Source organism: Mycobacterium sp., from assembly GCF_049683935.1.
In the GTDB taxonomy this organism is placed as follows: Bacteria; Actinomycetota; Actinomycetes; order Mycobacteriales; family Mycobacteriaceae; genus Mycobacterium.
The window spans coordinates 1-14,358 of record NZ_JBAUJR010000020.1; the positions used below are offsets into that span (position 1 = coordinate 1).

Genomic DNA, 14,358 nt, shown 5'->3' on the forward strand with positions numbered 1-14,358 from the left:
CCACCACCGGGGACGGTGACGCTACCGGCGGTGACGGCGGTGACGGCGGTTCGGCCGAACCTGGCGGCAATGGCGGTGACGGTGGCGACGGCGGTCTGGCCGACGGGTACGACGAAGGCACCGGTGGTGACGGTGGTGACGGCGGCGACGGCGGCTTCTTCGGTGGTGCCGGAGGTGACGGCGGTGACGGCGGCGACGGACTCTCCGTTGAACCAGACGGCGCGACTGCCGGTTCCGGTGGCTCGGGTGGCCCGGGCGGATTCCTGGGCAAGCGAGGCGAGGACGGCGAGGACGGGACCGCGACCGACGACAGTGAGTCTGACTCTGACAGCGAGTCCGCCAGCGACTAGTCGCATCTTCTGACCGACCGGGTGTGGGCGTCGAAATTGACGCCCGCACCCGGTCGTCGTCGTGCTCTCAATACCCTTGTTGCTCAGCGATTTTCGGGCCTGCCTGCGAATCGGTGGATGGACGGGGGGTTATAGTCGGCCCATGTCCGACAACACACCAGGCTGGCTTGCCCCGGCCGCGCTCGTCATCGCCGTCGTCGCCGTCGCTCTTGCCGCGTGGGGGCTGATGCGGTCGCCGTCCACGGGAGAGGTCTCCGCAGTCAGCGACGAGCAGGCCGCCGAGGCCAAGACGCAGGTCTGCGAGGCGTTCGAGATGGTGCGCAATGCGGTGTCCCTGCAGACCAACGCCGATCTCGGCACGGATCGGGTGGCAACCCAGGCGGTGGCCGCCAACGCCCGGCTGGCCACCCTGGGCGGCGGTCAGTTCCTGCTGTCCCGGCTCGATGACGCGGTGTCCACCGAACTGGCCGACGCGGTGCGCTCGTTTGCGAACAACCTCGAGTACATCGGGATGGGCCAACTCGCGGGTGCGCCCGGTGACGACCCCGCCCAGCAGACCCGCCTCAACGACGCCCAGACAAGCGCGACCCGCATCGGGGAACTCTGCGCGTAGGCCGTGCCCCTAGGCCGGGACGAATTCGACGCCGGCCAGCGCCACGGCATTGTCGCGGTCCGGAACGGTCACCACCGCGCTGAAGCCGCCCTCAGGGCCGTCGGCGTCCTTCCAGACGCTCACCCGCAGGGTTTCACCGGGGAAGACCACGCCCGCCATCCGGGCACCGTAGGACGCCAGCGCGCCAGTATCGCCGTCGAGCAGGTTGTCCACCAACGCCTTACAGGTCATGCCGTAGGTGCACAGTCCGTGCAGGATCGGTCGCGGGAATCCGGCGGCGGCGGCGAACTCCGGATCTGAATGCAGCGGGTTGCGGTCGCCGCACATCCGGTACAGCAGCGCCTGCTGGGGAGAGGTCGGCACGGTCAGTTCGAAGTCGGGTGCCCGGTCCGGGGTGGCCGAAGACCCCGACGGTCCGCGGTCGCCACCGAAGCCGCCTTCGCCGCGGGCGAAGATGGACCGCTTCTGGGTCCACAGCAGGGCGCCGTCGGGAGCGGTGACGGTCGTCTCCGACCAGATCACCGCCGCCTTGCCCTTGTCCCAGATCTCGGTGAACCGGGTGATCGCGGTGCCGGTGCCCGACGGTGGGACCGGCCCGGGCACCGTCACGGCCTCGCTCGCGTGCAGCACCCGGCTCAGCTCGATGTCGATACCGGGGAACTTCACCGCCGGGGGTTCAGTCAGGTGGAAGCTCTGCGCGACATTGCCGAACGTCGGAAGCACCTGTGGGGTGTCGTCGGTCAGATAACGCAGCTCACGGGTGTCCATCGGGTCGCCGCCGGCTCCCAGTCCCAGGTGATAGAGCTGGATATCGCTGCTGGTCCAGGAGAATTCGACGGGTTCCAGTTCGGCGCCGATGGCTTCGTCGAGGTTGATGGGCACGATTCACGCCTTCCCGGTCTCTGATGTCGCCGCCGGGGCGGCTCCGGCCACGTGCAGCGCCGCGAGGTAGCCGAACGTCATCGCGGGGCCGATGGTGCCCCCGGGTCCGGGGTACGTGTGGCCCATCACGGGCGCGCTGACATTGCCCGCGGCGTAGAGACCCTCGATGACCGAGCCGTCGTCGCGAAGGGCACGCCCGTGAACATCGGTGACGACGCCGCCCTTGGTGCCCAGATCGCCAGGCACCATCTTGGCCGCGTAGAACGGCCCGTGGTTGATCTCGCCGAGATTCGGGTTCGGCTTGTTCGTCGGGTCGCCGTAGTAGCGGTCGTAGGCGCTCTCGCCGCGCTTGAAGTCCTCGTCGATGCCGGTGCGTGCAAAACCGTTGAAACGTTCCACGGTGGCTCTGAAGGCATCGGCGGGCAGGCCGGTCTTGGTTGCCAACTCCTCGAGTGTCGGGGCCGAGACGATCACGCCGGACTCCGTCCACTTCTTCGGAATGCGTTGTCCTGGTTGCAATCCCGCGAAGATATACCGATCACGGTACTGCTGGTCGAATACCAGCCAGGCCGGGATGTTCTCACCCGGGCCCGGCCCCTGCCCGTACTGACCGCCGTACATGTGGTGGCAGGCCTCGACATAGGGCATCGATTCGTTCATGAACCGGTTGCCGGACATGTTGACGATGATCGACCCCGGAGAGTTGCGCTCGGACAGGGCGAACCAGGGTGCGTCGACCAGTGGCACCGTCGGCCCCCACCACGCGTCCTCCATGACGTCGAGGGCGGCTCCGAGCTTTTCGGCGGCCAGGATTCCGTCGCCGGTATTGGCTTTGGCGCCCACCGTCCACTCCGTCGTGATCGGGGCGCGCTGGTACTTCACTCGCATCTGTTCGTTGTGCTCGAACCCGCCACTTCCGAGGATGACGCCGCGCCGAACCCGGATGAGCTGCGGTTCGGCACTTTCCGGACCCGTGGTGTCGCGGACGTAAACGCCACGCACCACGCCGTCCTCGACATAGAGGTCGGTCAGGGCGGTGTTCAGCAGGACCGGAACTCCGGCCTTCTGCAGGCCGATGCGCAGCGGCGCTATCAGCGCGCGGCCCATGCCGACCAGGTTCTTGCCGGTGACCTTGCCCCAGGTGGCCCGCACACCGACCTTGAGGCTGCGCAACACGCCACGCGGATGGCGCTTGAGTTGGTTGAGCCGGACGTAGTCCTGCTGCAGAACGACCATGTTCATCGGAACCTTGCCGTACGGCGGTTCGAGGCCGGCCAGGTCGGCCCCGAGCTTGTTGGCATTGAACGGCTTGGGTTCCACCGATCGGCCCGATGCCTTACCGCCCGGGCTCTCGGGGTAGTAGTCGGAGTAGTTCGGCACCCAGCACAGCTTCAGCGGTGAATGCTTGATCACGAACGAAAGCATCTCGGGGCCGCGCTGCAGGTATGTGTCGATCTTCTCGGCCGGGACGACGTCGCCGATGATGGAGTGCAGGTATTCGGCGGCGGCGGCGGGGTTGTCCTTGACCCCGTCACGCTCGAGGATCTCGTTGTTCGGGATCCAGACGCCGCCTCCTGAGCGTGCTGTGGAGCCGCCGTAATGTGGGGCCTTCTCGATGACCACCGTCGACAGGCCCTGATGGGCTGCGGTGAGCGCGGCGACCATGCCGGCGGCACCGCTACCGACCACGACGACGTCAAACTGCTGTCCACTCATATAGAACACGTTATAGAATTGCCCGCCTGGCCCACAACTGTGCCGGTCGAGGGCACGACGGGAGTTCGGCCGCGCGGACTTGTGAGCCCGCGGACAGCGGCCGTTGGCGGCCTGCGTCGCGCGGCCCGTCACGTGTGCGTTGCTGGCCGCGAGGACGGTCTTCATTCCAGCGCCATCACTGCGCAGCGTGGCCCGGGCAGGCGACGGCGGGAACTAGACCTGTGGAACCGGAGGGGGCGGCGCCCCGGCTTCCGGCAGTGGCGAGGTCATTGTGCGACGCCGTCCTGCGTCGGGGAGCGCGGCGCGGACTGCCGGGTACGGCGTCGTCACGCAGTTGAGCGGTGTCGGGGGCTCAGGACCGCACCTCCCGCGGAACGTTCGGACGGTGTCGGTGTTGCGCCCCGGGGAACTAGACCGGGGATACCCCGAGAAACAGCTCCAACGGTCTATGGCCCTGGGTCACCGCATAACCGATAGTGAAGCGGTGCAACACGTTTTAGCTGGGACCGCGAACCTGTGTTCGCTCGAAACCCTTCGAACTGATCCGAGACCTTGAGAAAGGCGGATTGATGTCCCATCCGATACCCACCGTGCGCCCGCCGACCAAACCACCGAAAGGTTCGGGAAGTCCGGGCGGGACAGAACGAGCTCCCCACCGCATCGTGTGCGCAGCTGTTCTCGCAGGCGCGGTCGCCTTCACGGTCTCCGTGTATCCGAATCCGGGAGCGTCCCAGCTTCTCCAGCTCTCGCCGCCTCTGAGTGAGCTGTCCGAACACCCACAGCTGCTGGAAGATTCACTGGATAGGCTGTTCGAGCCTGCGTCGCTGAAGCGGGTGATGGCCAATCTGTCCGCGATCGACATGCCGGACATGTTGCAGCTGGTCGGCCTGTTGACCGACCAGTTCCGCCATCTGCCGCCCGGCACCCTGATGGAGTTGGTGGGGACGAGTCGGCTGCCGGACGTGGTGAACACCCTTGAGCGCATCGCGCACTTCGAGTCGACGGCGCACTACAACTCGGTGTCGTTCGGGGGCGCGAGCGGGGGAGGGTCATCGGGGGCAGTTCCGGTGAACCTGGTGCCCACGATGGTGATGTTGCTCGAGTACCTGATGAACAATCTTCCGGGAGCTTCTGCGCAGGTCTTGCGGGATGTCTTCGCCACCGTGTTGCCGACGTTGACCCGGGCGCTCGGCATCACTCATCTCCCGCCGCTGACAGTGACCCAGGTCAACGGTTTCCTCGAGCAGGCGATCACGCTCGCCTCACCCGCGGCGATCCCTGCGCTTCAGCCGCAACCGATGGCACCGGTCCATGTTCCGGCAAGCACGATCGCTCACACTCCGGCGCCGCCACCACCTGTTGCCGAGGTGCAGGTCCACGCGGTGGTCGAGTCGCCGACGACGGCCTACGTCGCGCCGCCGGCTCCTCCGACTGTCGAGCCGCCGGTCCCGTCCATCGTTGTGATGTCAGCGACGCCAACGCCCGAACCGCCCCAGACGACTCAGAACGAGGCGCCACCGTACACCCCCGTTTCGCAGACTCAGGATCCCAATCCTCCGGATCCAGAACCCGATTCGATCTCGGACAGCACCGGTGGGAACTCTCCCGGCACCGACGGCGACGATGACACCTCCGGAAACTCGGGCAACAATTACTCGACTGCCGGTCCGGGCGACTCTCCTTCGGACAACTCGGATTCAGGTGATTCGGGCGGGGGTTCGCCGGACAACGGCTCCTCGGGCGGCGACGCCGGTGGGGATTCTGCCGGCGGTGAATGAACTCGGGTGACCGTCGGCGTTGCGGAGCGTATCCAACTGTTCGACTTCCGTGGTGTGCGATGCCGTCTGAAGCGACCGAGTGGTCGCCCTGACGCTGAATTCAAAGCGAATATGTTGTTTCAACAGCTGAGTTTGCCATTGGTCTGAGTGGCGGCTATGTGCCGGTGCGCCCGCCATTGAGTCGCCGATGCTCGGATGGGCATCCCAGGGCCGCACCCGCACAGCACACTCGCAACACCAGAAGAGGCGTCGTTCCGCCGTCTGGAACATTCGGCTGCCCTTTTGGCTGGTGTGTCTAATAGGTTGCACCACTGCAAATATGGTCTGACCGTGTCGTTGTGCCGGCATTCTGAAGCAACAGGATTCGTGCCCGCACTGCCGGAGGATCTAGATCCTGGTCTAGTCAAATTTGGCTCGAATGGTCCATGTACGAACACGGTGGGCACGTTGATAGTTGAGTGGTGTTCAAAGAGTTAGCTATCTGCGCCTCAGCGTCCAGGATGGCAAAGTCTTCTCCGGCGGTCGCCGGGCCTGGATCGGCCCCCGATACGTCGCCTCAGGATGTCGGCTGATGTGTGGCATCGTGGCCTGCCGCACCAACTCTCCGGCCGCTGACTATCTGCTTGTTGCGCTCCGCCGCCTCGAGTACCGCGGGTATGACTCGGTAGGAGTCGCGGTTCGGACGATCACCGGCGATGTCGCACGCATTCGGACAGTAGGACGGATCGGTGCGCTCGATCGCGCGGTGCGCAGCTGGGCCGGCGCCGAGCTGGACGGCGTGGGGATCGGACACACCCGCTGGGCCACCCATGGGGCGGTCACCGAGGACAACGCCCATCCCCACATCGACTGCACCGGTCGAATCAGTGTGGTCCACAACGGGATAATCGAGAACTTCGAGGTTCTTCGGCGGGCGCTGGCGCTCTCTGGCCACAGCTTCTCCTCGGCGGTCGACAGCGAAGTGCTCTGTCATCTGATCGAAGACCAGCTGGAAGCCTCCGGGGACCTCTTCGAAGCCGTCGGGGCGGCGCTGACCGCAGTGGAAGGCTCCTGGGCGCTTGCAGTCCTGGATCAACTCACCGGCCGTGTCGTCGTCGCCTCCAACCGCTCGCCACTGCTCATCGCGCGGACAGCCGACGGTGATTTTGCGGCGAGTGACATTGCGGCGGTCGCCGACTGGGTCGACGAGTTCCGGGTTCTCGAGGACGGCGACATCGTCGAGCTCAGCGGAGACAGAGGGTGGCAGGACTCCACCGTCGGTGCTCGCGCGCCGGTGATCGCCCGGTGTATCTGGCGAGGCAAAGACGTGGACCTCAACGGCTACGTCGACTACATGGCGAAGGAGATCGACGAACAACCAGCCGCCGCAGCACGGGTTCTCGAGCAACTCGGTGACGGCGTGGTGTCCGGAGAACTCTGGACGGACCTGGGATTGCCTCCATTCGACAGGCTTCAGGTGATCGGTTGTGGCACTTCCCTGAACGCGGGCCGGGTGATCGGCAACCTGGTGCGCCGACTGGGTGGCATTCCGGTGAACCTCACGGTCGCGAGCGAGTCGGCTGACGAGATCGTGGAACCGCGCACGCTGTGTCTGTCCATCAGTCAGTCGGGTGAGACCGCCGACGTGCTCCACGCCCTGGCATCGCGGGCTTCGGACGGGCCTGTCCTGGCGTTGACCAACAATCCGCATTCGACATTGGCGCGTCGCGCTGACGCTCTGCTCACCTGTGCCGCGGGCCCGGAGGTCGGGGTGGCTGCCACCAAGACATTCGTCTGCCAGGTCATCGCCGGGTCTGCGCTGATGATCTCCGCGCTCGTCGCCTCGAAGCGGCTGTCGAAGGCGGTAGCTGCCGAGTTGGTCGACGAACTCCACCGTCTTCCCGACCGACTCGCGACCGCGGGAACTGTGGCGAAGTGCCTCGTTCCGCCGATCGCCGAGGAAGTCAGCGCCGCCAGCGGTTTTCTGTTCATCGGTCGGGGATCGGGGTTGCCCTATGCGGCCGAGGGAGCCCTCAAGCTCAAGGAGCTCACCTATCGGTGGGCTGAGTACTACCCGGCCGGCGAGCTGAAGCACGGGCCGCTCGCACTGGTCAGTGACGGAACCCCCGTGGTGGTGATCGACAACGCCGACCCCAAGCTCGCCACAAACGTCGCCGAGGTGAGCGCCCGCGGCGGTCGCATCATAAGCCTCGGCGCCGCCGGCGCCACCATTCCGGTACTCGGCGCGAAGAACGCGCCGTGGGGCCCGCTCGAGAGCGTGATCCCGATGCAGATCCTGGCCCGCACTCTGGGTCTGGCCCTGGGTTGGGACGTTGACAAACCCCGCAATCTCGCCAAATCGGTGACGGTCGAGTGACCGTGAAATCCATTCACAGAACGTACAAAAGGGGGGCGCTATGCGCGTTTTGGTAACTGGTGCAGCAGGATTCATCGGGTCGAATCTCGTCGACCGACTGTTGGCAGACGGCCACCAGGTGATCGGCATCGACAACCTGAGCACCGGCTCCGCGGCCAACCTGGCGTCGGCGATGGAGTGCAACACGCTGCAGCCACGCCGGTTCAGCCTTGTGAAACTCGACGTCCAGGCGCCTGAACTCGCCGACCTGGTAGCAGGGACCAATCCCGACGTGGTGTTCCATCTCGCCGCACAGGTCGACGTGCGGGTATCGGTGGCGGATCCGCGATTGGATGCCCGCACCAATGTGCTGGGGACCATCAACCTGTGCGAGGCGGCGCGCCAGGCCGGTGTCCGCAAGATCGTCTACGCCGCTTCGGGCGGATCACGCTACGGTGCGCCGGCGGCGGTGCCCGTCGATGAGGGCACGCCGCTGAATCCCCAGTCTCCCTACGGCGTAGCCAAACTCGCCGGCGAACTCTATCTCGGTGCCTACGCGCAACTGTACGGAATCGACTCGATCTGTCTGGCCTTGGGGAACGTCTACGGTCCGCGCCAGAACCCGCACGGCGAGGCCGGCGTCGTCGCCATCTTCGGCAGCGCGATGATCGCCGGCCGCCGCGTCACCATCTACGGCGACGGCAGTGCGGCCCGCGACTACGTCTACGTCGGCGATGTCGTCGACGCGTTCGTGCTGGCCGGCGACGCTCCAGCAGGTCTCAGTGGCACCTACAACATCGGCACCGGCGAGCAGGTCACGGTCAGCGAGGTGCACCGGATGTTCTCAGCGCTGCTGGAGGGGTCGCAGCCGCCCCGGCATGCGGCCGCCCGAACCGGCGACCTCCAGGCCATCGCGCTCGATCCGGCCAAGGCCGAGGCTGCACTGGGGTGGAAACCGAGTGTCGGGATCGCAGAGGGGATCGACCACACGATCCGTTGGCTGCGCGAGACGTTGGAGTCCGATCCAGCCGAACTCGTCGGCGCGTGACGGCCATTGAGATGCCGTCTCGCGATACGGCGCAGCGGCACGGGAAATCAAGGGGCACAGGAACACAAGGGGGTGTGGTCTCGCTATGGTGATGGCCTCTGGGCCGGTTCCGGGTCGAACGGTCCTACCGGTGGGCGAGTGGGCGATCCGCCCGGGAAAGTCGGCGACCACCGGCCGGGTGCCCCGACGGATGCCGACCGTGATCACGTTCATACCGCTGGTGACCGACAGTGTGGCGATCGCCGCCAGTTACACACTCGCCGGCTTTCCCAATCCGATTCTCGCCAGTGCGATCGTCGTCGCGTGCCTTCTGGTGGCAGGCACCTACCGGCGTCGTCTGACACTGTCCGGACTCGACGTCGCCCCGCTCGTGACGACCGCCACCGCGATGGGCGCCGTGCTGGCGAGCTCCGTTGTGGGCCAGCGTGTCTGGCTTCGAGACATCCTGGGCACGGTCGTCGCGGTGTGCATCGCCGCCGTTCTCGGGCGGTTCGTCGCTTATTCGCTGGCGCGCCTGCTGCGTCACTCCCTTTCGCTGCGTAGTCGGGCAGTGGTGGTGGGCGCCGACGCCGTCGGGCAGGCGCTCGCCGAGCGCATGCGTGCGGAACCCGTCTACGGTCTCGAGCCCGCACTGATCGTCGACGATGCATCCCGGCTGACTTCGCTGCCCAACGGCGACATCCCGGTCCATCCGCTGAATCACGAACTGCGTAATGCGCTGAGGGAACACAGGATCAACGCAGCGGTGATTGCCTTCCCCAGGATCGAGGAGGAGACGTTCCATTCGCTCGTGACGGAGTTCGAGGCCCTGGGATACGAGATCTTCGTGGTTCCCCGGTTGTGGCAGACGTGCCCAGTCAGCAGTGGAATGGACCGTATCGGCGCCGTGCCACTGATGGGAATCCGGCACCCGATGAGCCGAAATCCCATGCGCCATGTCAAGTCGGTCGCCGAGCGGTGTATCGCTGCGGTCGCGCTTCTCCTGGTCGCGCCGCTACTGGCGGTGGTCGCCTTTGCCGAGAAGCTCTCGCACCCGAAAGCTCCTGTGCTGTTCCGCCAGACGCGCGTCGGGCTCAACGGCCGCGAGTTCGAGCTGCTGAAGTTCCGTTCGATGACACCTGCGACGGAAGCGGAGTCGCAGACGTCGTGGACCATCGTCGGTGATTCCCGGGTCGACGGGCTCGGTCGGTTCCTTCGGGCCTCATCGGTCGATGAGTTGCCTCAGCTGTGGAACATCGTTCGCGGTGACATGGCGCTCATCGGGCCCCGCCCGGAACGGCCGCACTTCGTCGAGAAGTTCAGTTCATCGGTTCCGGGATACGAAGCCAGGCACCGGGTCCCCGTCGGGTTGACCGGATGGGCCGCTGTCAACGGGCTTTCCGGCGACACCTCGATCGCTGAGCGTGCCCGCTTCGACAACTTCTACATCACCAACTGGAGCCTGTGGTTCGACATCAAGATCGTGCTGCGCACCGTGTGGGTGTTGTTCGTCCGGTTCCGGGTGAGTCAGATTCAGGAGAGCCGGGCCCGACGGAAAGCCGCGGGCACCGTTTCACCGGCCCGACTGGTGGATACCGCGGTGCAGGCACCCTTGGCGATCGTCGAGGCCTTTGATGGTCTCGCAGTGGCCGCGGACCTGCCCGCCGATCGCGACTCCTTTATGGGAAAGGGACTCGCGTGAACACCAGAACCCTCGGGACGAAACTGCTCACCGCCCTTCCGTCACCCCCGTCGGTGATCCCGGCTTCGACGGACCGCTCACTGCCGGACCCGTTCGCCGGTGAAGATCCGCGGGGCGGCACGCTGCGGCCGTCCGAGGTGCTGGTTGTGCTACCCGCTCTCGACGAGGAGCAGCACATCGAAGCCTGTATCCGTTCGTTGATGGTTCCGCGGGGCTGGATGACACAGGCGACCGTTGTGGTGGCGGACGGCGGAAGCGGGGATGCGACGCGCGAGATCGTCGCGCGACTGGCGCAGGAGATGCCGAACATCGTCCTGATCGACAATCCACGGCGGCTGCAGTCCGCTGCTGTCAACGCGGCGGTCGAGACCGTCGCGGGCGCGGGTCATGCGGTGATGGTGCGGTGCGACGTGCACGCGGTTTATCCGCCGGGGTATGTGCGCGACGTCGCCCGGGCGGTTCATCAGCGCGGTGTCGCGTCGGTCGTCACAGCGATGGACGCGATCGGTGACTGCGGGGTGGCGCGCGCGTCAGCCTGGATCGTCGACACGCCGCTGGGATCGGGCGGCGCGGCGCACCGGGGCGGCACGCGGTCGGGCTACGTCGACCACGGCCACCACGCGGGTTTCGCTCTCGACTGGTTCCGTCGGATCGGTGGATACGATCCGAACTTCAGTCACAACGAGGATGCCGAGTACGACATCAGACTCGCCCGGGCCGGTGGCCGAATCTGGCTCGAGGCGGGTGTCCGGCCGGCCTACCTGATGCGCCCGACACTCCGCGGTCTGTGCCGCCAGTACTGGAACTACGGCCGGGGCAGGGCGCGCACGGTCAGCAAGCTCGCGGTGCGGCCGCGGCTGCGGCAACTCATACCTGCGGTCAACGTGGTTGTCCTGCCGCTGTCGATGCTGATCGGACTGTACTGGTGGCCTGCCGCCGCCTGGTGGGTGTTGTACGGCGTGCTGCTGATGTCGGCGTCTGTCCTCTGCGCAATTCGGTTGAGGTCGGCCTGCGGATTGCTCAGCGGACCCGCACTGGCTCTCATGCATCTCGGGTGGGGGCTGGGATTCATCCGGCAGCTGGGCGTCGAGCTGGTCGCCGGTCCCCGAGGTCTGCGAGCGCACCGGCACCGCCGTACATCGACCGCCCCCGCGCTTCCCGTCGGTTCGAAAGGACACGCTCAGTGATCACAGCGATTCTCGGAAGATCCCGGCTCGTGGTGGCAGCACTGGCCACATCCGGGTTGCTCCTCGGTCTGATCGTCGCGCATTTCCTGACGACGGGGGAACAGCGGTACCTGGCTCAGGCCACCCTCGCGATGGTCCCTGCGCAGGACGTGAAGCCCGACGTGGCGATCCAGTTCTGGGAGGTACTCAACCGCGGGCAGGCGACCCGCACCGCCGCCCTGGCCCTCGAAGACGACCGCTGGCGGGCCAGCGCCGCATCGGCCACCGGTGTGCCGGAAGACGGAATCAATCTGCGGGCCAGCGCGATCACCGACACGACGCTGATCTCAGTGGAGGTCGAAGCACCGACGTCGTGGACGGCGGCGACGGCGCTCGACACGGTGCTCAGGGAGGGGTCCACCTACGCGGCGACGATATCGGGGCCGTTCCGGCTGGAAACCATCACGGCGACCGGTAGCAGTGCAGAGTCGCTGACATCGAACAGATTTCAGACAATGGGTGTCCTCGGTGTCGCGGGATTGCTGATCGGTGCGGGTGGGGGAGTCCTCATCAGCCGGTCCGTGCAGGGACGTTCGGCACCTGGCGCCGAGACACTGCTCGGCGACGCGACAGGTCAGCCGACGCCGGTGGCGTCGGCAGAATCGCTCGAACGGCAATACGACCATCAGTTGCGCGTCGAGATACCGACACGGTGACCATCCTTCGGCATTCCACCAGAACCGACCGTGCCGGGATCCTCGTCGCCGCCGGCGTGGTCATCGCGTCGGTATCGATTGCCCTGGGCGCTCTACCCGCACTCCTTGTCGTCGCGGTTCCCGTAGCGGTTGCGGCTGCTGTCCATGCCCTTCGCCGACCGACGGTCATGCTCGTTGTCGTCATCGTCGGTGAGGTCGCCAATCTCGCGGGAGTGGTTGCCGACGGCCGGTTGCCGCTGTTCGGACTCTCACTTCTGCTGGGGCTCATCAGCATCGGCATCGCTCTACGAGATCCGGTTCAGCGAGTCCGCCTGAACCACTGGACCTGGTGTGCCCTCGGGCTCACGGCGGCTTATCTCGCCACTCAGTTCCTCGCCGCATTCGGAAGCCAGGATCCGGCGGCCACGGTGACGGCACTTCGTGACGTCGTACTCGACTGTGCGTTCCTGGTCATGCTGGTGCTGCTGGCGCAGATCTCCGGGCGGAGGTGGGTGATGGCCGGCGCAGTGGTGGTGCCGCTCGCTCTGATCTCGGTTCTGTGCCTCATCAGTCAGGTCGGCTTCGACGGCGCCCAGTCCTTCGGTGGCCTTGCGACGGTCACCGAGGGATCCGGCGAGATGATCACCACCCTCAGGTTCGGCGGCCCCGGTCTGGACACCAACTTCTGGGGACGCAACCTGCTGCTGGGGCTGCCGCTGGCGGCCGCGTTGACCGTGCGCGCGGTGCAGTTCCGGCGTCGGTGGGCGTCGCTGGGCTGGGCAGCGGCACTGGTAGCGCTCCTGGCCGGTGTGTACCTCACCCAGTCCCGGGGCACGATGATCTCCACGGCAGTGGTGTTTGCGGTGTGGGTGATGGCAAGCGGCCCCGTGGCCCGGCGCCGAGGAATCCTGGCTCTGCCGGTGCTCAGCCTCGCCCTGTTCGTCCCCGGTATCGGGGATCGGATGACCGCCTTGTTCAGCGATGTGTCCGGACAGGGTGCGCTGCACTCGGTGGATCCGTCGGTTCTCGGCCGGGTCGCCGCACAGGAAATGGCGTGGGCCATGTTCACAGACCGGCCGATGATGGGCTTCGGGCCTGGCGTGTACGAGTCCGCCGTATCCGACTACGCCGGCAGGGTGCCCACCGCGGTGTTCCATCCGGTAGGGGCCGCGCACAACCTCTACGCACAGCTCGCCGCCGAGACCGGCGTCGTGGGTCTGCTCGGATGGAGCGTCTTCTTCGGTGGCTTCCTCGTGCTGAGTGTCGTTCAAGTGGTGCGGCTTTCAGGCTCGGGAAGCGGTTCGGAGCGGTGTCTGGCCGCGGCTGTTACCGCAGCACTGATCGGCTGGGCGGTTGCCAGCATCTTCCTGCACCTGGCCTGTTTCCGCACACTCGCGATCATCCTCGCCCTTGCCGTCGCCGTGGTGTCGACCACCCGCCCGGCACCGGTTGTGGCCGCCGATGCCGGGCAGGGGGGAATACGGGAGATACTCGTCGGCGCCCTCCTGGGTGTCGCGGTGGCCGGCGTGGTGTTGACGGTGTCGCAGACCGAGGCGCCGACCGCGAGTCAGACGCTCACTCTGGTTCCAGCAGAACAGGTCTCGGAGCAGTTCGGATACGCACTCGACGTCAGGAGGCGTGAGGTGGTGCTGCCGACCTATGCGGCGATGATGGTCGCCAACAGCGCCGCCACCGAGGCCATCCCGGACCCGGTTCGCGGGGTGATCACGCTGAGCACCGCGGGCGTCGACCGCTACTCCGCGCGCTCCGGACTCGGTATCGCGGTGGCCAATGCGCATTCGAACCTGGCCAACTTCGGTGCCGACCACATCTACGCCATCACGCCGGTCGGGCATGTCGAGGAACGCACTGTTCTTCGCCGGTCCTCCACGGCGAAGTCACTGGCGATAACGGCGGCATCGGCAACCGCTGCTCTGGTCGTCCTGTACATGCAACGGTTCTCCACACCATCGGCGCGGCCCGACAGACAAAGGATGGACATGTGATGGCGACGTGCTCGAATGGTCATGAGATCTCGCCCGCTCAACGGTTCTGTGGAACCTGCGGGGTGGCCACCGCGGACGGCTTGGGTGT

The 14,358-nt window shown here is 66.4% G+C and carries 10 protein-coding genes and 1 pseudogene; 9 read left to right on the top strand and 2 right to left on the bottom strand.

The features are described from left to right. Window positions 1-350, top strand: a pseudogene (locus tag WA965_RS01165) (hypothetical protein); the annotation flags it as partial. 142 nt (window positions 351-492) lie between these two features. After that, on the top strand, window positions 493-963 hold the full coding sequence (locus WA965_RS01170) for a hypothetical protein (RefSeq protein WP_526446931.1): 471 nt from the start codon (window positions 493-495) through the stop codon (window positions 961-963). Window positions 964-972: 9 nt separating this feature from the next. Here WA965_RS01170 and chsH3 read toward each other — a convergent pair whose 3' ends face one another. Together chsH3 and kstD are read right to left on the bottom strand one after the other, a co-directional pair. Next, window positions 973-1,845: an enoyl-CoA hydratase ChsH3 gene (gene chsH3 / locus WA965_RS01175; protein ID WP_526446933.1), complete on the bottom strand. Its 873-nt coding sequence runs from the start codon at window positions 1,843-1,845 to the stop codon at window positions 973-975. Window positions 1,846-1,848: 3 nt separating this feature from the next. After that, complete coding sequence (gene kstD, locus WA965_RS01180; RefSeq protein WP_526446935.1) at window positions 1,849-3,561, bottom strand: 3-oxosteroid 1-dehydrogenase; 1,713 nt, start codon at window positions 3,559-3,561, stop codon at window positions 1,849-1,851. A gap of 662 nt (window positions 3,562-4,223) precedes the next feature. On the opposite strand from kstD, the gene WA965_RS01185 reads away from it, so the two are divergent. From WA965_RS01185 to WA965_RS01215, 7 genes are all read left to right on the top strand, one after another. Beyond that, the gene (locus WA965_RS01185; protein ID WP_526294867.1) at window positions 4,224-5,339 is read left to right on the top strand and encodes a hypothetical protein; all 1,116 of its coding nucleotides are present in this window, start codon (window positions 4,224-4,226) and stop codon (window positions 5,337-5,339) included. 571 nt (window positions 5,340-5,910) lie between these two features. Further along, on the top strand, window positions 5,911-7,695 hold the full coding sequence (gene glmS, locus WA965_RS01190; protein WP_526294865.1) for a glutamine--fructose-6-phosphate transaminase (isomerizing): 1,785 nt from the start codon (window positions 5,911-5,913) through the stop codon (window positions 7,693-7,695). A gap of 40 nt (window positions 7,696-7,735) precedes the next feature. Then, window positions 7,736-8,722: a GDP-mannose 4,6-dehydratase gene (locus WA965_RS01195; RefSeq protein ID WP_526446937.1), complete on the top strand. Its 987-nt coding sequence runs from the start codon at window positions 7,736-7,738 to the stop codon at window positions 8,720-8,722. A 130-nt stretch (window positions 8,723-8,852) separates the two neighbouring features. Next, complete coding sequence (locus tag WA965_RS01200) at window positions 8,853-10,403, top strand: sugar transferase (RefSeq protein ID WP_526294861.1); 1,551 nt, start codon at window positions 8,853-8,855, stop codon at window positions 10,401-10,403. After that, a complete protein-coding gene (locus WA965_RS01205) occupies window positions 10,400-11,590 on the top strand; it encodes a glycosyltransferase family 2 protein (protein WP_526294859.1) in 1,191 nt (396 codons plus the stop codon). Before WA965_RS01200 ends, WA965_RS01205 begins: the two co-directional genes overlap by 4 nt. Further along, complete coding sequence (locus WA965_RS01210) at window positions 11,587-12,285, top strand: hypothetical protein (RefSeq protein ID WP_526294857.1); 699 nt, start codon at window positions 11,587-11,589, stop codon at window positions 12,283-12,285. Before WA965_RS01205 ends, WA965_RS01210 begins: the two co-directional genes overlap by 4 nt. Beyond that, window positions 12,282-14,270 (top strand): O-antigen ligase family protein, encoded by a 1,989-nt coding sequence (locus WA965_RS01215; RefSeq protein ID WP_526294855.1) that lies wholly within the window; start codon window positions 12,282-12,284, stop codon window positions 14,268-14,270. The genes WA965_RS01210 and WA965_RS01215 overlap by 4 nt, the downstream gene beginning before the upstream one ends. The last annotated feature ends 88 nt before the right edge of the window (window positions 14,271-14,358 follow it).

Excerpts from the sequence above, each read along its gene's own strand:
- glmS (WP_526294865.1), top strand. The coding sequence starts at position 5,911 with ATGTGTGGCATCGTGGCCTGCCGCACCAACTCTCCGGCCGCTGACTAT.
- kstD (WP_526446935.1), bottom strand. The coding sequence starts at position 3,561 with ATGAGTGGACAGCAGTTTGACGTCGTCGTGGTCGGTAGCGGTGCCGCC.
- WA965_RS01195 (WP_526446937.1), top strand. The coding sequence starts at position 7,736 with ATGCGCGTTTTGGTAACTGGTGCAGCAGGATTCATCGGGTCGAATCTC.
- WA965_RS01170 (WP_526446931.1), top strand. The coding sequence starts at position 493 with ATGTCCGACAACACACCAGGCTGGCTTGCCCCGGCCGCGCTCGTCATC.